23 protein-coding genes, 1 other RNA gene and 2 pseudogenes are annotated in these 25,427 nt (G+C 62.4%); 8 read left to right on the forward strand and 18 right to left on the reverse strand.

Translation table 11 applies throughout. The features are described from left to right. Window positions 1-7: 7 nt before the first annotated feature. The 3 genes from WJU18_RS21690 to WJU18_RS21700 all read left to right on the forward strand — a co-directional run bounded on the left by WJU18_RS21690 (window position 8) and on the right by WJU18_RS21700 (window position 3,582). Window positions 8-1,138, forward strand: a complete 1,131-nt coding sequence (locus tag WJU18_RS21690) for an acyltransferase family protein (protein ID WP_423455608.1) — start codon at window positions 8-10, stop codon at window positions 1,136-1,138. A gap of 102 nt (window positions 1,139-1,240) precedes the next feature. Beyond that, entirely contained in the window at window positions 1,241-2,011 is a 771-nt protein-coding gene (gene gloB / locus WJU18_RS21695; protein WP_423455610.1) for a hydroxyacylglutathione hydrolase, read from the forward strand. Further along, complete coding sequence (locus WJU18_RS21700; protein ID WP_423455611.1) at window positions 2,008-3,582, forward strand: transglycosylase SLT domain-containing protein; 1,575 nt, start codon at window positions 2,008-2,010, stop codon at window positions 3,580-3,582. Before gloB ends, WJU18_RS21700 begins: the two co-directional genes overlap by 4 nt. A gap of 37 nt (window positions 3,583-3,619) precedes the next feature. Here WJU18_RS21700 and WJU18_RS21705 read toward each other — a convergent pair whose 3' ends face one another. From WJU18_RS21705 to WJU18_RS21730, 6 genes and pseudogenes are all read right to left on the reverse strand, one after another. Then, window positions 3,620-4,639: an ABC transporter substrate-binding protein gene (locus WJU18_RS21705; RefSeq protein ID WP_423455613.1), complete on the reverse strand. Its 1,020-nt coding sequence runs from the start codon at window positions 4,637-4,639 to the stop codon at window positions 3,620-3,622. Between the two features lie 162 nt (window positions 4,640-4,801). Continuing rightward, window positions 4,802-5,386 (reverse strand): recombination mediator RecR, encoded by a 585-nt coding sequence (gene recR, locus WJU18_RS21710; RefSeq protein ID WP_423461069.1) that lies wholly within the window; start codon window positions 5,384-5,386, stop codon window positions 4,802-4,804. Window positions 5,387-5,519: 133 nt separating this feature from the next. Next, window positions 5,520-5,852, reverse strand: a complete 333-nt coding sequence (locus WJU18_RS21715; RefSeq protein ID WP_423455615.1) for a YbaB/EbfC family nucleoid-associated protein — start codon at window positions 5,850-5,852, stop codon at window positions 5,520-5,522. Between the two features lie 23 nt (window positions 5,853-5,875). Continuing rightward, window positions 5,876-8,000, reverse strand: a pseudogene (dnaX, locus tag WJU18_RS21720) (DNA polymerase III subunit gamma/tau). 82 nt (window positions 8,001-8,082) lie between these two features. Further along, window positions 8,083-8,526 (reverse strand): nuclear transport factor 2 family protein, encoded by a 444-nt coding sequence (locus WJU18_RS21725; protein WP_423455617.1) that lies wholly within the window; start codon window positions 8,524-8,526, stop codon window positions 8,083-8,085. A 198-nt stretch (window positions 8,527-8,724) separates the two neighbouring features. Beyond that, window positions 8,725-9,596 (reverse strand): annotated as a pseudogene (locus tag WJU18_RS21730) (twin-arginine translocation signal domain-containing protein). A gap of 149 nt (window positions 9,597-9,745) precedes the next feature. On the opposite strand from WJU18_RS21730, the gene WJU18_RS21735 reads away from it, so the two are divergent. The 4 genes from WJU18_RS21735 to WJU18_RS21750 all read left to right on the forward strand — a co-directional run bounded on the left by WJU18_RS21735 (window position 9,746) and on the right by WJU18_RS21750 (window position 12,720). Next, the gene (locus WJU18_RS21735; protein ID WP_423455619.1) at window positions 9,746-10,705 is read left to right on the forward strand and encodes a LysR family transcriptional regulator; all 960 of its coding nucleotides are present in this window, start codon (window positions 9,746-9,748) and stop codon (window positions 10,703-10,705) included. 106 nt (window positions 10,706-10,811) lie between these two features. After that, the gene (locus tag WJU18_RS21740; protein WP_423455621.1) at window positions 10,812-11,117 is read left to right on the forward strand and encodes a hypothetical protein; all 306 of its coding nucleotides are present in this window, start codon (window positions 10,812-10,814) and stop codon (window positions 11,115-11,117) included. 5 nt (window positions 11,118-11,122) lie between these two features. Further along, window positions 11,123-11,219, forward strand: an RNA gene (gene ffs / locus WJU18_RS21745) — signal recognition particle sRNA small type. A 76-nt stretch (window positions 11,220-11,295) separates the two neighbouring features. Further along, on the forward strand, window positions 11,296-12,720 hold the full coding sequence (locus WJU18_RS21750; protein WP_423455623.1) for a hypothetical protein: 1,425 nt from the start codon (window positions 11,296-11,298) through the stop codon (window positions 12,718-12,720). 16 nt (window positions 12,721-12,736) lie between these two features. Here the strand turns inward: WJU18_RS21750 and WJU18_RS21755 are convergent, their stop codons facing one another. From WJU18_RS21755 to WJU18_RS21795, 9 genes are all read right to left on the reverse strand, one after another. Continuing rightward, the gene (locus WJU18_RS21755; RefSeq protein WP_423455625.1) at window positions 12,737-12,988 is read right to left on the reverse strand and encodes a hypothetical protein; all 252 of its coding nucleotides are present in this window, start codon (window positions 12,986-12,988) and stop codon (window positions 12,737-12,739) included. Between the two features lie 20 nt (window positions 12,989-13,008). After that, window positions 13,009-13,311: a nitrogen fixation protein FixH gene (locus WJU18_RS21760; protein WP_423455627.1), complete on the reverse strand. Its 303-nt coding sequence runs from the start codon at window positions 13,309-13,311 to the stop codon at window positions 13,009-13,011. A 3-nt stretch (window positions 13,312-13,314) separates the two neighbouring features. Next, complete coding sequence (gene ccoG / locus WJU18_RS21765; RefSeq protein ID WP_423455628.1) at window positions 13,315-14,760, reverse strand: cytochrome c oxidase accessory protein CcoG; 1,446 nt, start codon at window positions 14,758-14,760, stop codon at window positions 13,315-13,317. A 335-nt stretch (window positions 14,761-15,095) separates the two neighbouring features. Beyond that, window positions 15,096-16,004: a cytochrome-c oxidase, cbb3-type subunit III gene (gene ccoP, locus WJU18_RS21770; RefSeq protein WP_423455629.1), complete on the reverse strand. Its 909-nt coding sequence runs from the start codon at window positions 16,002-16,004 to the stop codon at window positions 15,096-15,098. A gap of 34 nt (window positions 16,005-16,038) precedes the next feature. Continuing rightward, the gene (locus WJU18_RS21775; protein WP_423455631.1) at window positions 16,039-16,176 is read right to left on the reverse strand and encodes a cbb3-type cytochrome oxidase subunit 3; all 138 of its coding nucleotides are present in this window, start codon (window positions 16,174-16,176) and stop codon (window positions 16,039-16,041) included. 18 nt (window positions 16,177-16,194) lie between these two features. Next, window positions 16,195-16,812: a cytochrome-c oxidase, cbb3-type subunit II gene (ccoO, locus tag WJU18_RS21780; protein ID WP_423455632.1), complete on the reverse strand. Its 618-nt coding sequence runs from the start codon at window positions 16,810-16,812 to the stop codon at window positions 16,195-16,197. Between the two features lie 16 nt (window positions 16,813-16,828). Then, window positions 16,829-18,265, reverse strand: a complete 1,437-nt coding sequence (gene ccoN, locus WJU18_RS21785; protein ID WP_423455634.1) for a cytochrome-c oxidase, cbb3-type subunit I — start codon at window positions 18,263-18,265, stop codon at window positions 16,829-16,831. 203 nt (window positions 18,266-18,468) lie between these two features. Then, window positions 18,469-18,606 carry a cbb3-type cytochrome oxidase assembly protein CcoS gene (ccoS, locus tag WJU18_RS21790; RefSeq protein ID WP_423455636.1) on the reverse strand — a complete coding sequence of 46 codons (138 nt, stop codon included), beginning with the start codon at window positions 18,604-18,606 and terminating at the stop codon, window positions 18,469-18,471. Next, window positions 18,606-20,969: a heavy metal translocating P-type ATPase gene (locus WJU18_RS21795; protein WP_423455638.1), complete on the reverse strand. Its 2,364-nt coding sequence runs from the start codon at window positions 20,967-20,969 to the stop codon at window positions 18,606-18,608. The genes ccoS and WJU18_RS21795 overlap by 1 nt, the downstream gene beginning before the upstream one ends. 148 nt (window positions 20,970-21,117) lie before the next feature. Between WJU18_RS21795 and WJU18_RS21800 the strand changes: the two genes are divergently transcribed. Beyond that, the gene (locus WJU18_RS21800; RefSeq protein ID WP_423455639.1) at window positions 21,118-21,561 is read left to right on the forward strand and encodes a universal stress protein; all 444 of its coding nucleotides are present in this window, start codon (window positions 21,118-21,120) and stop codon (window positions 21,559-21,561) included. Between the two features lie 116 nt (window positions 21,562-21,677). Here the strand turns inward: WJU18_RS21800 and WJU18_RS21805 are convergent, their stop codons facing one another. The 3 genes from WJU18_RS21805 to WJU18_RS21815 form a co-directional block, all read right to left on the reverse strand. Next, window positions 21,678-22,283: a LapA family protein gene (locus WJU18_RS21805; protein WP_423455640.1), complete on the reverse strand. Its 606-nt coding sequence runs from the start codon at window positions 22,281-22,283 to the stop codon at window positions 21,678-21,680. A gap of 602 nt (window positions 22,284-22,885) precedes the next feature. Continuing rightward, the gene (locus WJU18_RS21810; RefSeq protein WP_423455641.1) at window positions 22,886-24,445 is read right to left on the reverse strand and encodes a malonate--CoA ligase; all 1,560 of its coding nucleotides are present in this window, start codon (window positions 24,443-24,445) and stop codon (window positions 22,886-22,888) included. 57 nt (window positions 24,446-24,502) lie between these two features. Beyond that, entirely contained in the window at window positions 24,503-25,276 is a 774-nt protein-coding gene (locus WJU18_RS21815; protein ID WP_423455642.1) for an enoyl-CoA hydratase/isomerase family protein, read from the reverse strand. Window positions 25,277-25,427 lie beyond the last annotated feature (151 nt).

Consider the following 25,427-nt stretch of genomic DNA (forward strand, 5'->3'; position numbering starts at 1 on the left):
TCGGGTTTTGGAAATCAAGGAATTCAAACTGCACTACAACCCCGCCCTCGATGGTCTGCGGGGCGTAGCCATCCTGCTGGTCATTCTGTCGCACGCGCATGTGCCGATGTTCGACGGCGCCTTCTTCGGGGTGGATCTTTTCTTCGTGCTGAGCGGCTTTCTGATCACCTCGCTGCTCCTCATGGAGTGGCGCGCCAACGGCCAGTTCGATTACTGGCGCTTCTATCGCCGCAGGTTCTATCGGCTGATGCCGGCGCTGCTGCTGTTTCTGGCGACCTACGCGCTGGTGGCGCCGCTGCTGTGGCCAGACCTCACGGATGTCTATACAGATGTCCTGTGGTCAGCCCTTTATCTCGCCGACTACGGCATCGCCTTTTTCGATCATCCCGATACCCTGCTGCACATGTGGTCGCTCTCGGTCGAAGAGCATTTCTATCTGCTGTGGCCGCTGGTCCTGGCACTGTGCCTTCGCCGGACGCGTCTGGGCGGCGCACTAGGGGGATCGGCCTGGAAAGTGCTGGCCGCGATGTGGGTCATCGCCACCCTGTGGCGCATATTCTGGGTTGGGCAGGAACAAGTGTTCTACGCCATTTTCTTCCGCTTCGATACCCGCGCCTCGGGCCTGCTGGCAGGGGCTCTTCTCGCCGCCCTGCTGGTGGAGCGTCCGGCCTTCATCGAGGCGCTTTCAAAGCGGATGCGCTACGCCCTATGGCTGCCGCTGATGGTGCCCATCCTGATGGCGCAGAGCTGGGACGACTACAACGCGCTGCTCTGGGGCATGACGGTGGTCGAGTGCGCCGCCGTGGTGGTGCTGGTGGCCATTCTGCCGTCTCGTACGCCCGGAACAGCACACAGTGGAAGCGGACTGGTCTCCGAGATGCTGAGCACCCCGGCCCTGGTGGGATTGGGCCGACTGTCCTATGGGGTCTACCTCTGGCACTATCCGGTGGTGCGCTACCTGCGGGCCGAATTCAGTTGGCCGGTCGTGGTTGTGCTGGGCACGGCCATCTCGGTCGGTTTGGCCGCGCTGTCTTACTACACCATCGAGCGCTGGGCCTTGCGCCGGCGTGAAACTGGTGAAAGCCGGGAGAAAACTCCCCGCATCACAGAGCGAGCCGGCAAAACCCGCCCGATTTAGTATTCAATAAATATTCAATGCGTCGCATTGAGAAGGTTTGACGGTTCAAGGAATTTCTTTTTCGCCGTCATTCCACTTTGATGGTTTTAAAATTCGTGGGTTATGGATCTGCTCGCCCTGCCCGCTTTCAATGACAACTACCTATGGCTGCTGCACGACGGCACCCGCGCCCTGGTAGTTGACCCCGGTGATGCCGAGCCGGTATTTGCCGCACTGACGCAGCACGGCCTGGAACTCGCGGCCATTCTGGTCACACACCATCACGCCGATCACACGGGCGGCGTGGCGGCGCTGCGGGAAGCTACCGGCGCTGTCGTGTACGGCCCGGCGCATGAACGCATCCCGGAACCGTTCATCCCGCTGGCCGATGGCGCACAAGTGAATGTGCTCGGCATGGCATTCCGCGTCATTGACGTGCCCGGCCATACGGCAGGCCACATCGCCTACTTCGCCAGCGACATGAACGGCGCTCCGCTGCTGTTCTGCGGCGACACGCTGTTTTCCGGCGGCTGCGGCCGCCTGTTCGAGGGCACCCCGGCGCAAATGCTGGATTCTCTCGACAAGCTTGCCGCATTGCCGGCCAACACCCGAGTGTGTTGCGCCCACGAATACACCTTGTCCAACCTGCGCTTTGCCAGCGCGGTCGAGCCCGGGAACGCTGCGCTGGCAAACTATCAGCGCGAGTGCGAAGCCCTGCGTGCAGCCGGCACGCCGACGCTGCCATCCTCCATCGGCACCGAGCGCGCGATCAATCCATTTCTCCGCAGCCGTGAAGCCTCCGTCACGCAAGCCGTGCAGGCGCATGCGGCCACCCCAACCGACGAAGTAGCAGTGTTCGCCGCACTTCGTGAATGGAAAAACAACTTCAAATGAAATGGTTTCATGTGTTGGCGCTGGCCGCCAGCGTCTGGGTGGCCGGCTGTGCCGCGCCCGGCCCCACGAGCACCACGCCCGGCACGCCATCCGGCACCTCGACCGCAGGAGATCATCCTCCAGCCGGCATCACCCAGAGCATGCCGCGCGCGGGGGACATGCCTCCGGTGCCGGTACACGAGTTGCATTCGCCGGCGGTCACCGCCCTGGCAACCCCGACTGACCTGTGGGACCGCATCCGGCGCGGCTTCGCCATGCCGGATCTCGATACCGATCTGGTACGCGACCGTGAACAGTATTACGTCACCCGGCCTGACTACCTTCAGCGCATGACGGAGCGCTCGCGCATGTACCTGTTCCACGTGGTCGAGGAACTGGAGCTGCGCGGCATGCCCACCGAACTGGCGCTGCTGCCTTTCATCGAATCGGCCTTCAACCCGCAGGCGGTTTCCAGTGCCAAGGCCGCGGGCATGTGGCAATTCATGCCGGCCACGGGGCGCGACTACGCGCTCACGCAGACCGCTTTCCGCGACGACCGGCGCGACGTGCTCGGCTCCACCCGGGCCGCCCTCGACTATCTGCAAAAGCTCTACAACATGTTTGGCGACTGGCATCTCGCCCTGGCCGCCTACAACTGGGGTGAAGGCAGCGTCAGCCGTGCCATCTCCCGCAACCAGGCCTCCGGGCTTGGCACCGGGTATCTCGATCTGAAGATGCCCAACGAAACGCGCTATTACGTGCCCAAGCTGCAGGCAGTGAAGAACATTGTCGCAAGGCCCGAATCCTTCGGCACCGTCTTGCCGCTGATCGAGAACAACCCGTTCTTCGATACCGTTGACATCACCCGGGACATTGATGTCGCGGTGGCCGCCCAACTGGCAGAAATACGCCTGGAAGATTTCAAGGCTCTCAACCCCTCGCAGCGCAAGCCGGTCATCTTTGCGGCCGGCACACCGCAAGTGCTGTTACCCTGGGACAACGCAGCCACGTTCAAACGCAATCTCGCCAGCTACGACCCCACCAAGCTCGCCTCCTGGACGGCATGGGTGGCACCTGCGAACATCTCCGCACGCGAAGCAGCCAACCGCGTGGGCATGGACGAAGCCGAACTCCGGTCCGTCAACGGCATACCCGCCCGCATGCTGGTAAAAGCAGGCTCCACGCTGCTGGTGCCCCGTACTGATGATGCACCACAAGCAGCGCCCCGCCAAGTGGTCAACAACGCCAGCGTGGCCTATGCGCCTGAAGTCGTGCTCAAGCGCTTCGTCGTACGTGCCCGCAAAGGAGACTCCATCGCCCGGCTGGCTGACCGCTACGATCTGCCGCCCGCCACCGTCGCCGGATGGAACCGCAGCAAATCGAATGCCTCGCTCAAAGCGGGGCAGGCTGTGGTGGTGTTCCTGCCGGTGCGCGCTGGCGCATCTGCTGCGGCAGCAGCGACCCAGCATGCCCGCAGGGCAGCGCACAGTGCAGGCCGCTCAACCTCCAAGGCTTCCGCGAAAAAGGGCCACGCTCCGGCGAAGCGCGCAGTGGCCGCGCCGAAAGCCAAGGCCAAAGGCAAGCGGCGCTAGGAGCTCCGCTAAGAATCCATATTTCCGGGCAGCGACTTCAAACCTGAAACTGCCTCTTGGCGCGAAGCGCGAAGTCATTGGTGAAAGTGGCCGCGGGTGAAGGCGCCCGCACCACGGGCGAGGTGCTCACATACTGCGCCATCACGCGGTGCGTGGTTTCCACACTTTCGTCGGAAATCATGCCATCGGGCGACATCGCTTCGCGTGCCTTCCCAAGCGCTGCCAGATAGATCGCCCGATCGCCATGCATGTAGGCCTCGGGCACGGCCTGCACGATATCGCTCGGTCCTGCGGTCTGCAACCACTTGAGCGCGCGCACCACCGCATTGGTCAAGGCCTGCACGGTCTTCGGATAGCGCAAGACGAAATCCTGCGGCGCATAAAGGCACCCAGCCGCCATCGGCCCGCCGTACAGATCATGCGTGCCGCGCAATGAGCGTGTATCCGAGAGCACGCGGATCTCGCCGCGAAACTCGAGCAAGGTAATCACCGGATCGATGTTCGCAATGGCTTCGATGCGGCCCTCGCGCAAAGCGCTGGCCGCTGCCGTCGAATTGCCTACACCCACATACTCGACATCCGTAGGCTGCAAACCGCCACGCCCCAGCAGGAATTTGGCAAACCAGTGCGTGGCAGACTCAGGGGCCGTGATCCCTACCCGCCGCCCTCGTAGCTGAGCCAGTTCGCGGAATTGAGGAAAGGCGCGGGTCGAAACACCCAACACCATTTGCGGCGCCCGGCCCAGAAAAACAAAAGAACGGGCATTCACGCCTCTCCGGCGCAAGTCGATCACGTGCTCATAACTGCCCGCCGTCAGATCCGCAGCCCCTTTCAACATGGACTGCAGTGCCAAACTGCCCGCGGCGTGATCCTGCAACTCAACCTCCAGGCCTTCATCCTTGAAATAGCCTAGCTGATCAGCGATGGTGAGCGGCAGATAGTAGAGCGCCGTACGCCCGCCCACGGCGAGAGTGACCTGAGGATGCTCCGGCCGCGGCGATGCCTGCGCCCAGGCACTGCCTGCCGAGAGCAGAGGCAAAGCAGCGGCAGTGAGCAAGGCACGCCGCCGACGATCTGAAAAAACGAAGCACGGACGGGAAAAGGGCACGATGGACAAACCAAATAACTACCGCCCAACGGTAGCTGATGACAAGCCCGATCGTCATTGGTAAAGCCCCCGATCGGGTTTACCTTGATTGCAAGGAACTTCGGCAGTTCTTCAGCGCCGATCCACCAGCGCGTGCGCGATGGTGCCCAGATCGACATATTCCAGCTCGCTGCCCGCAGGCACGCCTCGCGCCAGGCGCGTCACCGTAAGGCCCCGGCTCTTGAGCGCCTGGGCAATGACGTGCGCGGTGGCTTCGCCCTCGGCAGTGAAGTTGGTGGCCAGAATCACTTCCTGCACCACGCCATCGCTGGCACGCTCGATCAGCTTGGCCAGGCCGATATCCCGCGGACCCACGCCATCGAGCGGGCTGAGACGCCCCATCAGCACAAAGTAAAGCCCTCTGAATGCCGCTGTGCGCTCCAGCGCCGCCTGATCAGCCGGCGTCTCTACCACGCACAGCTTGGTCGCGTCACGGCGGGGATCGGCACAGGTGGAACAGATCTCACCCTCGGTGAATGTGTGGCAACGCTCGCAATGCCGCACCTGCGTCACAGCCGCGTCCAGCGACCGCGCCAGCAATTGCGCGCCTTCCCGGTCGTGTTGCAGTAGATGAAACGCCATCCGCTGAGCAGAGCGCACGCCTACCCCAGGCAGGCGGCGCAACGCCTGCACCAATGTGTCGAGGCTATGAGAGATGGAAGTCCCCCTGAGTCGCTGACGCGCCTTCCCCCCTAAGGGGGACGCACCCAGCGGCCTGGCAAAGCCAGCTCCGCGGGTGCTCGCGGATGGCCTGCTCCGCGGCCTTTCGCGCTTTTATGTTTCATGCACCTTAGAACGGAAACTTCATTCCGCCGGGCAGGCCGGGCATGCCTGCCGTCAGCTTGCCCATTTTCTCGGAGGAAACTTCCTCGGCTTTGCGCACAGCGGCATTGAAAGCCGCGGCGACGAGGTCTTCCAGCATGTCCTTGTCATCGGCCAGCAGGCTGGGATCGATGGTGACGCGCTTGACATCGTGCTTGGCAGTCATCAGCACCTTCACGAGGCCAGCCCCGGATTCGCCTTCGACTTCCATCAGCGCAAGTTCATCCTGCGCCTTCTTCAGGTTGTCCTGCATGGCCTGGGCCTGCTTCATGAGGCCTGCGAGTTGTCCTTTGTTGAACATGGGTTTCCTAGATAAAAGATAAGTTAAAGCGGCTTCACGCTTCCAGCCACGATTTTCGCCCCAAATTCGCGCATCATCTCCTGCACGAATGGATCTGCCAACAATAGCTCTTGCGCGGCGTTCTGCCGGCTATGAGCCACAATCGCATTGCGGCGGGAAGGACTATCGGACACAGCCCCCACTTCGGTCGCCACCCGCACAGGGTGTCCTGCCTCCGCTAGCGCAGTCTGCAGGCGCTCGCGCGTGGAGGCGTGGGTCAGCGACTCATTCTCCACCCTGAGAGTCCATTGGCCCTCGGCGCGCGCCACCAGTTGCGATTGCAGCGCCAATTCGCGCACCACCGCCGTGATCGTTTCGCGTGCCACCATATCTTGCACCAGCGTATGCCAGAAGTCGCCCTCGGGCGAGGCCTGCACCGGGCGTGGCGCCGCGGGCGCTTCACCACGATCCTCCCGCATGGGCCGCTCGCGCACCTGGAAGGCCACGATCTCCGCCTCCCTGGAGGGCTCATCCGAGGCGGCTGGTGCTTCAGCGCCTGCCTCATTTCCCGCCTCGCCTCGCCTGGGTTCGGCAGGCCACTCGCGCACAGGCACCGCCTGCGCAGGAGGATGTGGCTTGAGCCGGGGCGGCGCCGCGTATTCAGGCGCATAGCCCGCAGCCTCAGGCGGAGGTTCATCTTCCCACGGTGGCGCGTCACTTCCCCAGTCGCTCGGCGGAGGCTCGTCGGCAGAAGTCGCCTCAAGCGGTGCAAATCCTCCGCTTTCAGCCGCTGGTGGCGTGGCCGGTGCCTGAACTTGGCGCACGTCCACAGGAGGCCTGGCCGGTGCGGGAACAGGTATTGGAGCGGGCGCAGGAGGCTGCGAAGGTTCGGGAACTGGTGCGGGCACCGGTGCGGGAGCCGCTTCAGCCTTTGCTTGAGGCGCCAAAGCCGCTGACGCCGGAACCGCTGCGGCCTTTTCAGGCGCCGGTGCGGCTGTTTTCAGAGTTTTTTTCAGCCTCGGCCAGCGTGGCCGATGGCGGTCTCACGGGCGCAGCACCCTGCCCTGCACCGGCCTTGAACGGCAACAAGCGCAGCAGCACCATGGTCAGACCGGCAAACTCGTCTGGCGCGAGGCCCAACTCCGCACGGCCGTGAATGCATAGGCTATAAAGCAACTGGGTTTCATCGGCCGGCAGCAGCGCCGACAGGCGCGCAGTCTCCTGCGCATCAGGATCGGTGTCGTCCACCCCCATGTCAGGCACGGCTTGGTGCACCGCCATGCGCTGCAGCACCATGGCCATGTCCTCCAGGGTGGTCGCCGCGGAGAGCCCGTTGGCCCGCAATTGCTCCGAAAGCTCGACCACTGCCTTGCCGTCACCCTGGGCCAAGGCGCCGATCAATTGGAACACCACACTGCGGTCAACGCTGCCGAGCATCTGCCGCACGGCAGCCTCCTGCAGTTGGCCGCTGCCGAAGGCAATGGCCTGATCGGTCAGGCTCAAGGCGTCGCGCATCGAACCACGGGCGGCGCGCGCCAGCAGCCGCAGGGCCGGCTGCTCCGCGGGCACACTTTCCTGTTCCAGCACCTTTCCCAAGTGACCCAGCACCACCTCAGGCGCCATCGGCCGGAGGTTGAACTGCAGGCAACGGCTCAACACCGTGACGGGCACTTTCTGCGGATCCGTGGTGGCGAGCACGAACTTCAGGTATTCGGGCGGCTCTTCCAGCGTTTTCAACATGGCGTTGAACGCCGTGTTGGTCAGCATGTGCACCTCATCGATCATGAAGACCTTGAAGCGGCCCTGAACCGGCTTGTAGACCGCCTGCTCCAGCAACTGCTGCACCTCGTCCACGCCGCGGTTGCTGGCGGCGTCAAGCTCGGTGTAATCGACGAAACGGCCCGCATCGATTTCGGTGCAGGCGGGGCAAACACCGCATGGCGTGGCCGTAATACCACCTTGCCCGTCCGGCCCGACGCAGTTGAGCGATTTGGCCAATATTCGGGAAACCGTGGTCTTGCCCACGCCCCGTGTACCTGTAAACAGGTAGGCGTGATGCAGCCGCTGCTGCGTGAGCGCGTTGGTCAGGGCCTGCACCACGTGCTCCTGGCCCACCATTTCGGAGAAGTTCCGCGGCCGGTATTTTCGGGCCAGCACCAAGTAAGACATGGCCCGATTCTACGGGGTGGGCGAGGTCTTCCGTATTTCGTTCATGAACCCTCGGGCGCCTGCTCCCGGAACAGAACATGGATCAGAACATCGTGTTGCCGTTGGCCGATTTCTCAGGCACTGGTTGCACGACATCCCAGTGCTCGACGATCTTGCCGTCCTGGACGCGGAAGATATCCACGACCGCGGCACCTCGTTGCTCGGAGCTGCGCTGTGAATGCACGTGGAGATACACCAGATCGCCATCGGCGGCGCTGCGGACCACCTTGGCCCGGGATTGAGGATTCTTCTGGAACGTGTCCTTGAAGAAATTCACGAAAGGCGCCTTGCCATCCGGTACATACGGGTTGTGTTGCTTGTAGCTCTCGACGATCACATCCGCCGCTTCCATCTCGTGCTTGTTGAAGAAGCGGTCGTAGAAATTGACCACCAGCTGCCGGTTGGCTTCCTCCTTGGCGACATCGCGCTGTTGCGCCTGTACGGCCGACGCACTGAAAGCCCCACCCACCAGCAGGGCTGGCAGCAATGAAAGCGGATTGAAAACGATGAGACAGCATGCAAGGCTCCTGTGAATGATCCAAAAATGATCTGAATAAACGTGCCAATGACTTCGCTCGTGAGACACACGACATTCGGCGAAATAGTGAGGTCAATCTTGCCCAGTTAGTTCAGGGGCGACTATCAATGCCCATTTGAAATTGTTTGAATGGATTTCGAATGGCCATTACCCCCATTTCATCTCGCCCTTGGCCACTTTGGCGCCAATCTGCAGCGCCACATTCATACCGGCTCATACCGGCCTCCGGGTAGCGCCGCGCCATGGCGGCGATCAATGCGGCGCTGTCCTTGGCCTTTGGCAGTTCCTCTTCGAAGACAGCCAGGTAGTCGCGGGTGTATGAAAGCGTGGAAGCATCCAGCGCCCCATTGCTTGCCATATGGCCAGGCACCACAATGGCTGGCTCGCGCGCGGCCATGGCGTCCAGATTCTTGATCCATGCCGCGCGCAACGCCGGCGTCGGGGTATCGGCCGTCCACACGTGCACGCCTGAAAATACCATCACGCCGCCGGTTAGCCATGCCTTCGGCCGCGACGATGTTGATGACATGCCCCTCCAGGCTCAGCGCAGGGCCATCAAAGGTTTCGGGGAAAACGATATCGGCCTGCGTCTGCGGTCCGTTTTCCTTGAGCTGAGGCCCCCAGGCCTCCAGCTTCTTCTGCACGTTCGCACGGATGGCCGTAATGGTGTCGGAGGCCGCGAGCACCTTGGCCTGGGGAAAGGCCGCCTTGATGGGGCCCAGGCTGAAGTAGTAATCCGGATCGCTCTGGCTGACGTAGATGGCCGTCAGGTTCTTGCCCGAGGCCTTGATCGCATCCGCTACGGCGCGGCCATCGGATAGCGAGAACCCGCCGTCGACCAAGAGCGCGTCCTTGGCTCCGGAAAGCAGCACAGGCGCGCGAAAGAAGCCATGCTCCCCGGCGGGGAAATGCCTCCATTGCAACGGGGTCGAGGGAGCTTGTGCACTGGCGCAGCCAGCCAGGGCAGTGGCGGCACCCGCCGCAGCGGCGCCTTGGAGAATTTCTCGGCGAGTCATCATGATGGTTGCTTGGTGTTCGGGAAAAAGAAAAGAAAAAGGGACACCGGCAGGCCACTCAACATCTTCGGCATGACGGCATTTCTTGATCGGAGCCGTCATGGTAGGAATCGCCTATTGATAGATAAATACCAATGAAGCAGACTCATAGTATGGAAAAAGCACACAATAGCCTGGACACCGGAGCGAATCAGTTCAATAACCTGAAGCGCCTGGCCTATTTCACTGCTGTAGTGGAAACAGGCAGCTTCACGGCGGCGGCAGACCGTCTCGGCATCACCAAAGCCGTGGTCAGCCAGCAGGTGGCGCGGCTCGAGCGCGATTTCCATGCCACGCTGCTCTCGCGCACCACCCGAAAAGTGCTGCCTACCGACGCAGGCCAGGCGTTCTACCAACGCTGCGCGCGGATCCTGCGCGAAGCGGGAGACGCTTTCGACGAACTGGCGGAAGTGGCATCGGAGCCCTCCGGCACGCTGCGCCTGACGGCGCCGCTCGACTACGGCATCATCGCCGTGGTGCCCGCCATTGCGGAATTCACCCGGCGATTTCCGCAATGCAAGGTGGATGCGGTGCTCCGTGATCAGGCATTGGACCTCATGTCCGGGCAAGCCGAACTGGCTATCCGGGTCGGCTGGCTGACAGAACAACACCTGCAGGCGCGTCAAATCGACACTTTCAGGCAAGTGCTCGTGGCCTCAGCCGCCTGGCATGAACAAGTCAGTAAGCTCGCCGGGCCGGAGGAGCTGACCGCCCTGCCGTTTCTGGCAAACACGGCCCTGCGCGAGCCCACGCACTGGCAGTTTTCGCGCCACGGCGCCGAACCGCAGCAGGTGTCGGTGCGTTCGGTCATGTCCATGGATGCGACGCTGGCCGTGCGAGAGGCTGTGCGGCACGGAGCCGGACTGTCGATCCTGCCAGACTTCGCCGTCCAGGAGGACTTGGCCGCAGGACGGTTGATTCATGTCCTGCCCCAATGGGGCTTGCCCTCAGGAGGCATCCATGCGGTGTTCCCCGCCGCGCGCTTCAGGCCAGCCAAGGTCAGGGCCTTTGTGGATTTGATCCAGGAAAGAAGGTGGGGCCAAGAGCGTGTTCAAAAAGAAAGCAGCCAGTAGCAAGCGCGACAAAAACTGATGTATTCAGACAACGCTGACAAGCACAAAAAGCAAATCAACGGTATGCTGCAGCGCAACAGAATTAGTTGTAGTCTGTTTCACGATCATGACCAAAGGCCTCGGCATTGGTACAAAAGTTCGTGAACGCTGTTTTACTGTCATGCTTGCCCACGTAGAAAGCCCTGACGTTTCAGATACCGACACCGCCCTGGCCACTGCCTGCCCTGAAGCGGCAGCCTTGGTGCGGGCCCTCAATGGTTGCTGCCACCCGCGCGCTGGCCGCCTGCTGGCGCGGCTGGGTGATTGTGAGGGTGCTGACCAGATCGACTCGCTGCGAGCCGAGGTATTCAATCTTTTGGCCCTCAGTTTTGGCCCTACGGAAGCTCAGCGGCGTCTATTGCCCCTACAATAGCAAGTGACGGGCCTTCCCGCATGGTGAAGCGGCCAACCGGGTCAGGTGGGGAACCAAGCAGCCCTAACTGTGTAGCCAGTGCCGGGGTAAAGGCTCGTCACCCTTTCTTTTCTTTCGAATTCAGCGGCGCGCCTCTCGCAGCGGCTCATCTTGCAGCGGTAATGTGCAATACTTTTGCATGAAACGCCGCAACGCACTCAAATCCTTCAGTCTGGTTGCCCTGCCGGGCTTGCTGGCCGCTTGCGGGCCAGGCGACAGCGCCACCCCCTCGCCTCCGCCACCCGCCCCATCTCCCGCTGACCGCTGGACAGCCGGCAGCCTGCTCAATGCAGGCTCTTTCGGCGCCGGTACCCCTTCCCTGACCTTGCAGGCTGATGGCACCGACCGGATGCTCGCGCTGACGGGCCCGGGTTCTGAATCGCTTGCCTTTGCCATCAACTCAGCCGCCGGGTCGGCGCTGACGCTGCAGCGCCCTACGTCGTATGCCAATATTTTTGCAGCGGTGCCGAACATGAGCGGTGGAATGCTCTGGATATGGCAGGTAGATGGTGGAGCTGGTGTTCAGCAGTTGCTCTATGCGCTCAGCGACGGCACGAGTGGGCAGATCGGCGTCACCCGCACCCTGCCCGTGCTACCAGCCCCGTCATTGCAAGCCAAGGTCATGGCGCAGGATGCCAACGGCAATGCGCTGGTGCGCTGGGCCAGTGGCCCCCTGGACAGCGCTGGGCAACCCACCCAAGGCGGCCTGCTGCGCTTCATCTCGGCCACGCAAGCCTGGAGCGCCCTACCTTTGCCCAACGCCTTGGCCAGCCCCAACCTGCTCGCCAACTCAGGCGCCGTTTTCGACAGCAATGGCCGCGCCTGGCTGATTCAGCCTACTCCCGGCACAGCAGCCGGTGAATGGACCCTTGTGCTGTATAGCCTGGTGTCCGGCGCATCGGGTTGGACAGTTGGCCCGCAGGTACCGGCCAGCACGCCGCGCGCCTCGGCTTTTCAGATGGTCATCGATGGCAAGAACCGGCTTGTGGTGGCGCATAGCCCCAGTAATGGCTCCACGCTCTCCGTCTCCCGTTTCGACCCCAACGGCACAGGCTGGAGCGACCTGCCCGCCCCTACCTTGTCAAGCCAAGGCTACCGGTTGAGCGTGGATGCGCCAGGCAACCTGTGGGCGCTTGGAACCACCTCGGCCGCGCGCTACGACAATGCTTCGTCCAGTTGGACCGGCCCCAAGAATTTCGATTTCACGCCGGCAGACGCTCAGCAAGGCAACGGAGAGTGGCCGCTGGCTCTGGCAGCCGACAGTCTGGGCAATACCTGGGCCGTGGGCGTGCGCCGCAAGGCGGCGGGGCAAGACTTGCCGGTGCTGTGGATCAACCTCTTCAGTGCCACTACCCGCCAATGGTCCGAAGCCGGCAGTTTGGCCGTGCAAGGCGGCGACAACAGCGCTTTCGTTCAGCCTTCGCAAGGCCTGGGCCCAACCTTCCAGGTGGCCCTGGGGCTCGATACGCAGAACCGCCCTGTGGCAGCAGTCACTGAAATACTCCGGGCGAGCGCGAGCAGCTACCAAGCCCGCACGTGGATCGCACGCGGCCAATCCGCGTAGCGATTTCAGAGCTGGTTCACGGCTCGGCGCGCCCTTCATTGACCTCGCGCGCCGGCATGGAAAGCAGCGTGGTCAATGCACTGGAGAGCATCATCATGCCCCAGAAGATGAAGAAAGTGACCGTGTAGACCGCCTCGCGCGACCACTCCAGCGGCGAACCGAACAGGCTAAGCGCTTCGGGGTCGAACACCGCAAACACCATCATCTCCAATACGGCCGCCACCAGGAAGGCCGGCCACGCAATCCACATCAGTCGTTCACGGAGCATGGGAGTTCCTTGCGGGCGGCTCAAGGATGGCCGGGCTGGCGGGCCGGGGCCATCCCCTGCAGGGGCTTGCCCGACTCCGGCGATGCGGCGTGATTGCGCGCCTGCATGGCGGGCGTCAGGGATGGATCGTGCCCGTCAGCCGGTTGTTGCGTCTGGGCGCCAGCGCGAGGCGTGTCGGCATAGACAGGGTCAGGTCTGCTGACCGCCAGGTACAGCGTGATGAACGATGCCACGACCACCACCAGCGGCCCGCCCACCACCAGCCACATGTGCCCGTACTTCCACCACGGGCCCGAAGAAACATTCTGGACTGCGCTATTCATTGATCACCTCGGCACCATGAAAACTGATTTTTCCTTCACTTCGCCACCCCCTTCGGAACGCACCTCGATATGAATCTCGTGCGAGCCTGATGGCGCGGCATCGTAGGGCAATTGCAACCGCACCGGCACCCAGAGCCCCTGCGCGCCATCGACGATCACGCGCTTGTCGGTCACCAGCTGCAGCCCCGTCAGGCCAGTGGCCGTGATGTCATAGGTCTGCGGTTTCTCGGTGGCGTTCATGATCTGAACGCGATAGACGTTCTCGATCTTGTTCCCATCGACCACGCGCGCCAAAGTGGCCCGATCACGCACGATGTCCACCTTGAACGGCGTCCGTAGCACAAGACTGCCTACGAGCGCCAGGGTCAGCGCCGCCAGAATGCCGCCATAGATCAGCACGCGCGGGCGCAACACGTGGCGCAGGATCTGGCTGCCGTTCCACCCTTTGGCCAGCGCATTCTCCGTGGAATAGCGGATCAGCCCCCTCGGGTAGCCCACCTTGTCCATCACACCATTGCAAACGTCGATGCACGCAGCGCAACTGATGCATTCGTATTGCAGGCCCTTGCGAATATCGATGCCCGTCGGGCACACCTGCACACACAGCGTGCAATCCACGCAATCGCCCAGGCCGGCAGCCCGGTGATCGGTCTTGCGCGAGCGGGCACCGCGCGGCTCGCCGCGGGCGGCGTCATAAGTGACGACCAGTGTGTCCTTGTCGAACATCGCGCTCTGGAAGCGCGCGTAGGGGCACATGTACTTGCAGACCTGCTCGCGCATGTAGCCCGCGTTGCCGTAGGTGGCAAATCCGTAGAAAAAGATCCAGAAGATTTCCCAGGGGCCCAGCGTCCATTGAACGACATGCAAGGCCAGTTCCTGGATGGGCGTGAAATAGCCCACGAAAGTAAAGCCGGTCCACAAGCCCACCGCAATCCAGACGAACTGCTTGAGCGCCTTGCGCGCGAACTTGTTCACCGACATGGGCGCCGCATCCAGCCGCATGCGGGCCGAACGGTCACCTTCTATTTTTTTCTCGATCCACAGATAGATCTCGGTGTACACCGTCTGCGGGCAGGCATAGCCGCACCACTGGCGCCCGGCCACTGCCGTGAACAGAAACAGCAGCATGGCCGAGATGATGAGGATGCCCGACAGGTAGATCACATCCTGCGGATACAGCACCAGTCCAAAAATGTAGAACCGCCGGGCATCCAGATCGAACAGCACCGCCTGTCTGCCGCCCCACTGCAACCAGGGCAACCCATAGAAAAATATCTGCGTGGCATAGACGAAGAACCAGCGCCACTTGGCAAACAAGCCGGTGACGCTGCGCGGATAGATCTTCTTCTGCGCCTGGTACAGCGACACCATGACTTCGTCGGCCGGCACGGCGCCAGCAGCCACCTCCGCTGCGGTGGTTTTTGAGGAAGAGGAACTAGGGCGTGTCATCAATTAAAACCCCCACGCGCTGACTCGCCCTGGGGATGGATACGCGAAGGCAGGCGCAGGCCGTAGTGATCTACGGTCAAGACTGCCGACAAAGTAGACGCCGCAGGGCGAGCCAGCCTGTAGGGTTGCCAAGCCAGGGGGCGCCATGCGTTGTTGTGGCTCGCTTGTGTACAGTAGTACACGGCGCTCTCCACGCCTAGCTTGGTGCCCCCTGGCTTGGCAACGCGTGGGGGTTTTAATTGATGACACGCCCTAGTGTTCAAGTCACTGATCCGGTTCGCGGAGGGTTATGTCCCCCGCCTGAAAAAATTCAATTCACAGCCTTGGACGCCGCCTCAGCGGGCACCGCCCCCGAGGCCCCATACGTAGGCCGTGAGCACATTCAATTGCTCGGGCGTGAACTTGGACGACCAGGCGGGCATGACGTTGGTCTTTCCGTTGTTGATCATGCTGACGATGTGGGTTTCAACCCCCGCACCGTCGAGCCAGATGTTGTCGGTCAGGTTCGGCGCCCCCAGGGCCTGGTTGCCTTTGCCGTCAGGGCCGTGGCAGGCGGCGCAAGCCACGAACTTCGATTTGCCCAGGCTGGCACGCACGGAATCATTCGGAGACCCCGAGAGGCTGAGCACGTAGTGAGCCACATTGCGCACATCGTCAGGCGAGCCCACCGCGGCCGCCATGGGCGGCATCATGCCGGTCCGCCCGTTGGCGATGGTTTCGTGGATCTTCTCGGGCGTGCCGCCCCACAGCCAGTCGGCGTCGACCAGGTTCGGATAGCCCTTGCCGCCGCGCGCGTCGGAGCCGTGGCATTGGGCGCAGTTGTTCATGAACAGGCGGTCGCCAATGGCCCTGGCCTTGGGATCCTTGGCCAACTGTTCGGCGCTCATGCCCGCAAACGCGGCGTAGATAGGCGCCGTCTGCTCGTTGCCCTTGGCCACTTCACGCTCGAACTGGCCGGTTTGGGTCCACTTGAGCGAGCCTTCGTAGGTGCCCAGACCCGGGTACAGAAACAGGTAAGCCAGCGCGAACAGCACGGTGATGATGAACAGCCCGACCCACCAGCGCGGCAGGGGGTTGTTCATTTCCCGCAGATCGCCGTCCCATACGTGGCCGGTGGTGTTGTCGGCGTCGGTCATGGCCTTGGTCTTGCCGCTGATCCACAGCAATACCAAGCACCCCAATATGCCGCCGATGGTGACCACTGAAATGAACAGCGGCCAGAAATTGTTCGTAAAGTCGCTCATTTTTAATTCCTTGTGACGACTGCCTCGACGCGTCTCAATCCTGCTCGAAGGGCAGGTTCGCCGCCTCGTCGAAGCGCGCCTTGTTCTTGCTCGACCAGGCCCAGGCCACGATGCCGATGAAAACGACCAGCGCCACGACCGTCACGATGCTGCGCAGACTGTTGATGTCCATGATGGGTCTCTCGAAAAATCATTTACGGTGGATGCCCATGCCTTGCAGATAGGCGATCACGGCGTCGAGTTCGGTCTTGCCCTTGAGCTCCGCTGGTGCTTTGGCGATTTCCTCGTCCGTATAGGGCGCACCCAGTGCGCGCAGCCCCTTCATATGGGTCTGGATCGAGTCCGCATCAGCGGCATTCTTCTCAAGCCAGGGGTAAGCCGGCATGTTCGATTCAGGCACCACATCGCGCGGGTTGTGCAAGTGGGCACGATGCCAGTCATCGCTGTAGCGTCCGCCTACGCGCGCCAGATCCGGGCCGGTGCGCTTGCTGCCCCACAGGTGGGGGTTGTCGTAGACAAACTCGCCCGCCACCGAGTAGGGGCCATAGCGCAGTGCTTCGGCGCGGAAGGGGCGGATCATCTGTGAATGGCAGTTGGCGCAGCCTTCGCGGATGTAGACATCCCGCCCCACCACTTGCAGGGCCGTGTAGGGCTTCAGGCCTTCAATGGGCTGCGTGGTCGATTTCTGGAAGAACAGCGGCACGATTTCGACGAGGCCGCCGATGGAGACCACGATCAGGATCAGCACGATCATGAGAAAGTTGTTGGTCTCGATCTTGGCGTGGCCGGAGATTTTTTCTTGAGCCATGTGTATTCCTTCCAATTCAGGCGTGCGCAGCAGCAGTCGGGATCGGCACCGGTACGGCGCGCCCGGCAGTTGCCGTCTTGATCGTGTTCCACAACATGATCACCATGCCGCCCAGGTAGAGTAGGCCGCCCAGCAGGCGCAGCACATAGAACGGGTAGGTCGCTTTCACGGACTCCACGAAGGTGTAGGTGAGCGTGCCGTCGGCGTTGACCGCGCGCCACATCAGGCCCTGCATCACGCCGGCAATCCACATGGCGGCGATGTAGACCACGATGCCGATGGTGGCGATCCAGAAGTGCGCCTCGATCGCCTTGGTGCTGTACATCTGGGTGCGGCCGAACAGGCGCGGGATCATGTAGTAGAGCGAACCCATGGTGATCAGGCCCACCCAGCCGAGCGCGCCGGAGTGCACGTGGCCGACAGTCCAGTCGGTGTAGTGGCTGAGGGCGTTGACGGTCTTGATCGACATCATCGGGCCCTCGAAGGTGGACATGCCGTAGAACGACAGCGCCACGATCAGGAAACGCAGGATCGGATCCTCGCGGAGCTTGTGCCAGGCGCCCGAGAGCGTCATGATGCCGTTGATCATGCCGCCCCAGCTGGGCGCCAGCAGGATCAGCGAGAACACCATGCCTACGCTCTGTGCCCAGTCAGGCAGCGCGGTGTAGTGCAGGTGGTGCGGGCCGGCCCACATGTAGGTGAAGATGAGCGCCCAGAAGTGCACGATGGACAGCCGGTAGCTGTACACCGGGCGGCCCGCCTGCTTGGGGATGTAGTAGTACATCATGCCCAGGAAGCCCGCGGTCAGGAAGAAGCCCACGGCGTTGTGGCCGTACCACCACTGCACCATGGCGTCCTGCACGCCGGCATAGGCGGAATAGGATTTCATGAAGCCCACCGGCAACGCGGCGCTGTTGACGATGTGCAGCAGCGCGATGGCCAGGATGAAGCCGCCATAGAACCAGTTGGCCACGTAGATGTGCTTGACCTTGCGCGTGCCCACGGTACCGAAGAACACCACCGCATAGGCCACCCACACGACAGCGATCAGGATGTCGATGGGCCACTCGAGTTCGGCGTATTCCTTGCTGCTGGTATAGCCGAGCGGCAAGGTAATGACGGCCAGCACGATGACCAGTTGCCACCCCCAGAAAGTAAAGGCAGCCAGCTTGTCGGAGAACAGCCGCACCTGGCAGGTGCGCTGCACCACGTAGTAGGACGTGGCCATCAGGCCGCTGCCGCCAAAGGCGAAGATCACCGCATTGGTATGAAGCGGCCTGAGCCGGCCGTAACTGAGCCACGGGATGCCCAGATTCAGCTCGGGCCAGGCCAGTTGGGCGGCAATGATCACCCCCACCAGCATGCCAATCACGCCCCACACCACCGTCATGATGGTTAACTGTCTGACCACTTTGTCGTTGTAGACCGTGGCTTGCTTATTGGCGAATGTCATTTCGACCTCTTCCTGTTAAATGCCCCCAGGGTCAAGCCTTGCTTGACCCGCCCCCCTCCGGGGGTCAAGAAAACCGGGGGCAACCCGGCGTTTTCCTGAGAATCATGAACAGTGTCCGCGAGTGGCCCATGTTTTCACTTGATGTGAATCAAGTCAATGCCGGATAAGGAGCGATGCGGTGAAGCCACTTGTCCGGCATGGCGTCAGTCATGCTCGAAGATGCGCTCGCCCTCGCGCTCGATATCGTCAAATTGGCCACGATAGATGGCCCACCACAAGGCGCCGAGGATGAAAAAAACCAACACCACGGAAAGCGGTATCAGCAAATAGAGAATGTCCATCAGTTCTCCTCTGGAACCGGCATGGCAGCCGGTGTCTCTGCCGACATGGCTGACGACAGGCGCAGTGCATTGAGCACCACGAGAAGCGAGCTCGCCGCCATGCCGAGGCCAGCCAACCAAGGGGGCATCCAGCCGGCGATGGCCAATGGCACACCGATCGCGTTGTAGGCTGCCGCCCAAGCCAGATTCTGCCGCACGATCCGCATCGTGTGGCGGGCACGGCCCACGGCGGCCGGAATCAGGCAGAGCCGCTCACCCAGCACCACGAAATCAGACTGCGCCCGGGCCAGCGGCACCGAACGCCCGAAAGCAAATGAAATATGCGCCCCTGCCAGGACCGGGCCATCATTCAAGCCATCCCCTACCATGGCAACCGTTGCACCGCCTTGCTGCGCCAGTTGCATGGCAGCCAGCTTGTCGGCGGGCGTACAGCCGCCGCGGGTATCTTCGATACCCGCCAGTTTCCCCAGGCGCGCAGCGGCTTCCGGCCGATCACCCGAGAGGAGCCGCACGCCAACCCCCTGCGCCAGCAAGGCCGCCACGGCCTGCCTGGCATCAGGCTGCAGATCTTCCTGCCACTCAAAGCTGGCAAGCCACCCGCTTTCATCACTCAAATGAGAGGCCAAGCCTTCATTCATAGTTGCAGGGGCGCCACAGAACAAGGCAGAGCCCAACTTCACGTGCTGCGGCGCCGCATCCGCCGCGGACACGAGCGCACATACACCCTGCCCGGCCAACTCTTCTTGCTCGCTGATCCGCCAACCCTCCGGCACCAACCCGGCCTGCTCGGCCTCGGCCACCAGAGCCCGCGAAACAGGATGCAAGCTGCCCCGGGCCAGCGCAGCCCCAAGAGCCAGCGCCCGCTCGCGCGTCACGCCTTCGCGCAGCCGAACGTGTTCCAGCACGAAGGCGTCACGCGTAAGGGTGCCCGTCTTGTCGAACACCACGGTATCGACGCCGGCCAACACTTCCAGCGCCTCCAGCCGGCGCACCAGCACGCCGCTTCGGGCCAGGCTGCCGGCGCTGGCCAGCATGGCGGCTGGCGTGGCCAGCGACAGCGCGCAGGGACATGTCACCACCAGAATCGAGACCGCGATCATCAGCGCATGGCCTGGATCGCTAGGCCACCACCAGGCGCACGCCAGGCCGGCAGCCAACAGCACGAATATCAGGAATGGCTTGGCCAGCCGATCGGCCAGTTGAGCAATACGCGGCTTGCTGCTGGACGCCTGCTCCATCAGCGCGACGATCTGTGCGTAGCGGGTATCGGCTCCGACCTGCGTCACCTGCACCTCAACCGCCGCGGTCAGGTTGTGGCTGCCCGCGATCACCTGCGCACCCACGCCTCGGGCCAGCGGCGTGGACTCTCCCGTGAGCAAGGCTTCGTCGGCCATGGTGCCGCCGCGCAGCACGACCCCATCAGCCGGGAACACCTCGCCCGGCAGCACACGGACCACGTCACCCACCCGCACCCGCCGTGCCGCCACGCGCTCCCACGAGCCATCGGCGGACAGCCGCTCCACACTCTCAGGCAGGCGGTGCATCAACGCCTCCAGCGCACCAGCGGTGCGGTCGCGCAGGCGCAGCTCCAACCAGCGCCCGGTCAGCAGGAAAAACACGAACATGGTCAGCGAGTCGAAATACACCTCGCGCCCGAACACCCCCTGGGGCTCGAAGGTACCCAGCATGCTGACGGCGAATGTGATGACCATGCCCAGAGACACCGGCAGATCCATGCTGACGCGGCGCAGCTTCAGATCAAGCAGCGCATTGCGGAAAAAGGGCTGGCAGGAAAACAGCATCACCGGGATCGACAGCACCCAGGACGCCCAGCGCAACAAGTGCACGATATCGGGTTCGATTTCGCCCGGCTCAGTGAAGTATGTCGGCGTGGCATACATCATCACCTGCATCATGCACAGGCCCGCCACGCCCAGGCGCCACATCATCTTGCGGGTTTCGGCACGGCGCCGCTCGGCAGCGAAGGCATCGTGGGCCGGCAGCGGCCGGTAACCGGAGCGCAGCGCGGCTTGCATCCAGGCCGACGGCCGGGTAGCGCCCTCTTCCCACACCACGCTCCCGCGATGGCTTGCGGCGCTCACTTCAACCGAATGCACACCGGGCACCGCGCGCAACGCGTCCTCGATGGTGACCGCGCAAGCCGCGCAGTGCATGCCCTCGAAGACAATCGTGGATTCCCAGCATGCGCCATCGGCCGCTCCAGCAGGGGCGGAAACCCGCCGGCTGAATTCCATCCATTCATCGGGCTCATCGAGCAACGCCCATTGCGAAGCACCGCCCGGCGGCGGCTCGGCTCGCGCAGCCCCCTCGGACAGGGGAGATATGACGGCAGCGCTCTGCATGCCCCCGAATGTACGCCCAATACCCAATGCGAACTTGACCCATATCAAGATAAGCCGCCATGCGCTTGGTATGGTTGAGTGGCAGTCTAGAGTCTTGTACAGGAATTTGGCGCAGACTGTGATTCCGGTTCACTTGAGGAGATAGACCATGTTCAAACGCATTCTCGTGGCCACTGACGGCTCCCCACTGTCCAAAAAAGCAGTCAACAGTGCCATCTCTCTGGCAGTCACCTGTGGCGCCGAATTGATCGCGCTGAAGATTATTCCGCGTTACCCGCAAAGCTACTTCGAAGGTTCCATCGCGTTGTCAGTCGACGATGTGAAACGGGTCGAAAAGCAATGGACCGAAGAAGGCCAGGCCATTGTCGATACCGTGAAAAAGGCGGGCGAAGCCAAAGGTGTGAAAGTCAAGGCCCTGGTGGTCAAATCGGATGTGGTGTCCGAAGCGTTGATTGCCGCCGCCAAAAAGCACAAGGCCGATGTGATCGTGATGGCTTCGCATGGCCGCCGGGGCGTCAAGCGTCTGTTGCTGGGCAGCGAGACGCAGCAGGTGCTAACCCACTCCGAGATCCCGGTGCTGGTGCTCAGGTAAGTTTCAGAAGCCCTGGAAGGCCGCCACCTGGCGGCCAGATGTCAACCAAAACAAAACCCCGGCTGCGGGCAGACCCGCGGCCGGGGTTGGTTTCATTTTTACGGGCAGCCGCCTCTTCAGCGAGGCACCACGTCCCCAATATCGTCCGCCGGAGGCGCGGCGAGAGTCGCCTGGGAGGGAGGTGTCACGGAAGCTGGCGCTGGTGTGTAGCCCGCCAGCCCTTCCCGAAGCCCCATCTCCAGCCGGTCGACGCGCGAGTGCAGATCGCGGTTATGGCTCTCCACTGCCTGTACCAAACGCGAGATCTCGGCATCAGCGGGGCGCTCGCGCAGGCCCATCTCGGCACGGTCCACACGGGAAAGGGTTTCCCGGCTCTGGTTGTTGATGACTTCAGAGAGCCGTGCCACTTCACGGTCCAGGTGTGCACGCAGATCGGTGAAACGCGAGGCCTCGGCCTTGTCCGCAAGATCGCGTTGAATGGCCAGTTCCTTGGCGTGCCGGCGCGTCTCGAACAGCACCGTGGCCTGCATGTAGGCAATCAGTCCCACAAACACCGCCGCCAGCAGCGCCATCAAACCCAGCAGGACCAAACCCAGCGGTGCGCGGATGTCGGTATAGATCAGCGACAGATCGGTCGGCGTGGTCATCTGCTGCCAGTTGACGCCCACGAAGATGACGATAAGCGCGCCAACCAGCAGCAGAAAAAGGGACCTCAAGGACATAGCGGGTGATTCCTTCCAAATGGGTAGATGGGAACAACGCGGAACTCACCACCGCGCTGTTCGATGTGCCGAGTGTAGCGGCCCCACCCGGCCGGGGCTGTCAGCCGCCGCCTACGATCTCGCCTTAAATGAGAGGAGTGTGACTTTGTAGAGTTGCGGTGCAACACGCCATCACGCCTTCCTCTGGGAATTCCCGGCCTCCCGTTGACTCAAGGAGGCGGCGTGACGTCCACTAGGAGCGGTTTTCTCACTCTCATTGTTGAAAAGGCACACAAACTCTTGATTTCAAAGCGCTTTACGAGTGATCCAGAGTTTCTGTGGATAACTTTGTTGATAGCCTTGGGTGAAATCGGCTCAAGCCTTGTAAATCAAGGCTTTGCTTAGAATGCCCGCAAAAGCAGCAGTTTTATAAATACCAATAAAATCAACCACTTAGAAAACCATGAATTTTCATAAAAGAAGCTGAGCCTGCTTCAAATCTTGACGCAGCGCAGCATGTTTTTTGTGCATAAGCGGCACTTCGCCAGTGCCCCGCCCGCGCCGGTTTTGTGCGTGATCCCACAACCCCGGCCTTCCAGGATCGCACATGGACAAGCGAATACTCAGGCCGCGAACAAGCCCTTGTGGCGCTCCCGAAGCAGGTTCTTCTGCACCTTGCCCATCGTATTGCGGGGCAATTCGGCTTCGATGAAGCAGCGCTTGGGGATTTTGAAGTTGGCCAGCCGCGCCTTCAGCTCGGCCAGCAATGCATCGCCGCTCAACTGTGCCCCTGGCTTGGCAATCACCACCGCCACCCCCACCTCGCCAAAATCGGGATGGGGCACGCCCACCAGTGCGCTTTCGGCCACGCCGGGCAACTCATTCAGGTATCCCTCGATTTCTGCCGGATAGACGTTATAGCCACCGCTGATGATCAGGTCCTTGCTGCGCCCGACGATGGTGACATAGCCGCGCTCATCCTGCAGGCCGACGTCGCCGGTCTTGAAAAAGCCATCGGCGGTGAACTCTTCCGCGGTCTTTTCAGGCATGCGCCAGTAGCCTGCGAAGACGCCCGGCCCCGCCACCTGGATACCGCCGATCTCACCCGCCGGCATCGGTTGGCCGCCATCATCCTGCACGCGCAACTGAACACCGGGCAACGGGAAACCAACGGTTCCGCCGCGCCGGTCGCTCTGGTTGCCGTAGCGCGCGTCGGCCTGGTAGGGGTTACTGGTCAGCATGATGGTCTCGCTCATGCCGTAGCGCTCCAGGATCGTGTGGCCGGTACGCTCCTTCCATTCATTGAAGGTTTCCAGCAGCAGCGGCGCGGATCCGCTGATGAACAGCCGCATGCGGGCCGCCTGCTCGCGATCGAGGGCGGGTTCGGCCAGCATGCGCACGTACAAGGTCGGCACGCCCATGAACACGGTCGCGCGCGGCATATAGGCAATGGCACGCTTGGGATCGAACTTTCCCATCCATAGCATCTTGCTGCCATTCAGCAGCGCGCCGTGAATAGCCACGAAAAGACCGTGCACGTGGAAGATCGGCAGTGCATGGATCAGCACGTCGCCCTTCTGCCAGCCCCAGTAGTCCTGGAGCATGCGCGCATTCGAGAGCAGGTTGCCGTGCGAAAGCATGGCCCCCTTGCTGCGGCCAGTGGTGCCGCTGGTGTAGAGGATGGCGGCCAGATCATCGGCACGCCTCACGGCCGGCGTCTGCCGGTCGCTGCAGTGCGCCGCGCGCTCGAGCAGGCTGCCCGTGCGATCGTCGTCCAGCGTGAAGACATGGCGCGCGCCGGCCTTGAAAGCGAGCTTGCTGACCCAATTGAAATTCTTGCTGGAGCAGACCACCACCGCCGGTTCGGCGTTGCCCACGAAATACTCGATCTCGGCGCTCTGGTAAGCGGTATTGAGAGGCAAAAACGCAAAGCCCGCGCGCAACGTGGCCAGATACAGCAACATCGCCTCGACCGATTTCTCCACCTGCACCGCCACCCGGGGCGGTACGCCATCGGGAGAAGCGGGAATATCGAGCGACTGCAGCAGATTGGCCATCATCGCCGTGGCGCGGTCCAGGTCGCGCCAGGAATAGGCCAGACCGTCATCGGTCTCGACGGCCGTGGCATCCAGATCAGCGGGGAAACCGGCGCGCAGCGCCACGAAAAGGTTGTCGTTGCTCATGGTGAATAGAGACAGGTTGAAAGCGCCCCTGGGGGCGTGGCGGCCATTTTCCAGACGTCAGTCGAATTGTGGCACCCGCTTGCTCAAAAACGCCGAAATGCCTTCCCGATGCTCCGGGCTATCGGCGTAGGTATAGGCATCCGGCAGCAATTTTTCCACGGCCGGCTGGCTTGGAGCGGCAAGCGCCCTCAGTGTCTGCTTGTTCAAGCGGGCGGCCTGCGGCGCGAGCTTGGCGATGCGCCACGCACGCGCTTGCGCCTGCGGCATCAACTCGGATTCATCCAGCATGGCGTTCAGAAAGCCCCGTGCCTTCATTTCCGCAGCGTCCAGCACCGCTGCTTCCAGCAGCATTTCACGTGCCGTCGCCTCACCAGCCACCCTTGCCACCAGCTCGGCTTCGCGCGGCGCCATGGGAAAGCCCAAGCGGGCAATGGGGGCGCCGAATTTGGCTGAACGGGCCGCCACGCGGATATCGCAGCAACTGGCGATCTCCACCCCGGCGCCCATGCAATTGCCCTCGATGGCAGCCACGATAGGCACATCGCACGCGAGCATGGCCCCCAGCCCGCCCCAGACGTCGTCTTCATGAAAAGCGCGCAGGCTTTCCGCATCGAAGCGGAAGGCCGGGTATTCGGAAATATCCCCGCCGGCACAGAAATGGCCGGCCTGCCCCCGCACCAGCACGCAGCGCCACTCGGCGCCAGCCTGGATACGGGTGAATACCTCGCGCAATTGGCGCCACATCTGGCGCGACATGGCGTTGTATTTGCCGCCGTGGTCAAGCGTGACGAAGGCGACGCCGTCTTCGCCAGCGAATGAGATTTGACCCAATGAAGCCTGGTTTGACAATTCGAGCACTACTTTCAGAATGAAATCAATCGAACTTGGTGTTGGGGCAGCGCTGAATAAGTTCTCATGCACGTCGCATCCCTGGACTCGGGCGGTCTGCGGGGTTGCCTACGCCGGCCGCGAAAATGCACGC

Origin of the sequence: Ottowia sp. VDI28 (genome assembly GCF_049532675.1) — a bacterium.
GTDB lineage: Bacteria > Pseudomonadota > Gammaproteobacteria > Burkholderiales > Burkholderiaceae_C > Ottowia.

Excerpts from the sequence above, each read along its gene's own strand:
- gloB (WP_423455610.1), top strand. The coding sequence starts at position 1,241 with ATGGATCTGCTCGCCCTGCCCGCTTTCAATGACAACTACCTATGGCTG.
- WJU18_RS21700 (WP_423455611.1), top strand. The coding sequence starts at position 2,008 with ATGAAATGGTTTCATGTGTTGGCGCTGGCCGCCAGCGTCTGGGTGGCC.
- WJU18_RS21715 (WP_423455615.1), bottom strand. The coding sequence starts at position 5,852 with ATGTTCAACAAAGGACAACTCGCAGGCCTCATGAAGCAGGCCCAGGCC.
- WJU18_RS21735 (WP_423455619.1), top strand. The coding sequence starts at position 9,746 with ATGGAAAAAGCACACAATAGCCTGGACACCGGAGCGAATCAGTTCAAT.
- WJU18_RS21740 (WP_423455621.1), top strand. The coding sequence starts at position 10,812 with ATGACCAAAGGCCTCGGCATTGGTACAAAAGTTCGTGAACGCTGTTTT.
- WJU18_RS21750 (WP_423455623.1), top strand. The coding sequence starts at position 11,296 with ATGAAACGCCGCAACGCACTCAAATCCTTCAGTCTGGTTGCCCTGCCG.
- WJU18_RS21755 (WP_423455625.1), bottom strand. The coding sequence starts at position 12,988 with ATGCTCCGTGAACGACTGATGTGGATTGCGTGGCCGGCCTTCCTGGTG.
- WJU18_RS21760 (WP_423455627.1), bottom strand. The coding sequence starts at position 13,311 with ATGAATAGCGCAGTCCAGAATGTTTCTTCGGGCCCGTGGTGGAAGTAC.
- ccoG (WP_423455628.1), bottom strand. The coding sequence starts at position 14,760 with ATGACACGCCCTAGTTCCTCTTCCTCAAAAACCACCGCAGCGGAGGTG.
- ccoP (WP_423455629.1), bottom strand. The coding sequence starts at position 16,004 with ATGAGCGACTTTACGAACAATTTCTGGCCGCTGTTCATTTCAGTGGTC.
- WJU18_RS21775 (WP_423455631.1), bottom strand. The coding sequence starts at position 16,176 with ATGGACATCAACAGTCTGCGCAGCATCGTGACGGTCGTGGCGCTGGTC.
- ccoO (WP_423455632.1), bottom strand. The coding sequence starts at position 16,812 with ATGGCTCAAGAAAAAATCTCCGGCCACGCCAAGATCGAGACCAACAAC.
- ccoN (WP_423455634.1), bottom strand. The coding sequence starts at position 18,265 with ATGACATTCGCCAATAAGCAAGCCACGGTCTACAACGACAAAGTGGTC.
- ccoS (WP_423455636.1), bottom strand. The coding sequence starts at position 18,606 with ATGGACATTCTCTATTTGCTGATACCGCTTTCCGTGGTGTTGGTTTTT.
- WJU18_RS21795 (WP_423455638.1), bottom strand. The coding sequence starts at position 20,969 with ATGCAGAGCGCTGCCGTCATATCTCCCCTGTCCGAGGGGGCTGCGCGA.
- WJU18_RS21800 (WP_423455639.1), top strand. The coding sequence starts at position 21,118 with ATGTTCAAACGCATTCTCGTGGCCACTGACGGCTCCCCACTGTCCAAA.
- WJU18_RS21805 (WP_423455640.1), bottom strand. The coding sequence starts at position 22,283 with ATGTCCTTGAGGTCCCTTTTTCTGCTGCTGGTTGGCGCGCTTATCGTC.
- WJU18_RS21810 (WP_423455641.1), bottom strand. The coding sequence starts at position 24,445 with ATGAGCAACGACAACCTTTTCGTGGCGCTGCGCGCCGGTTTCCCCGCT.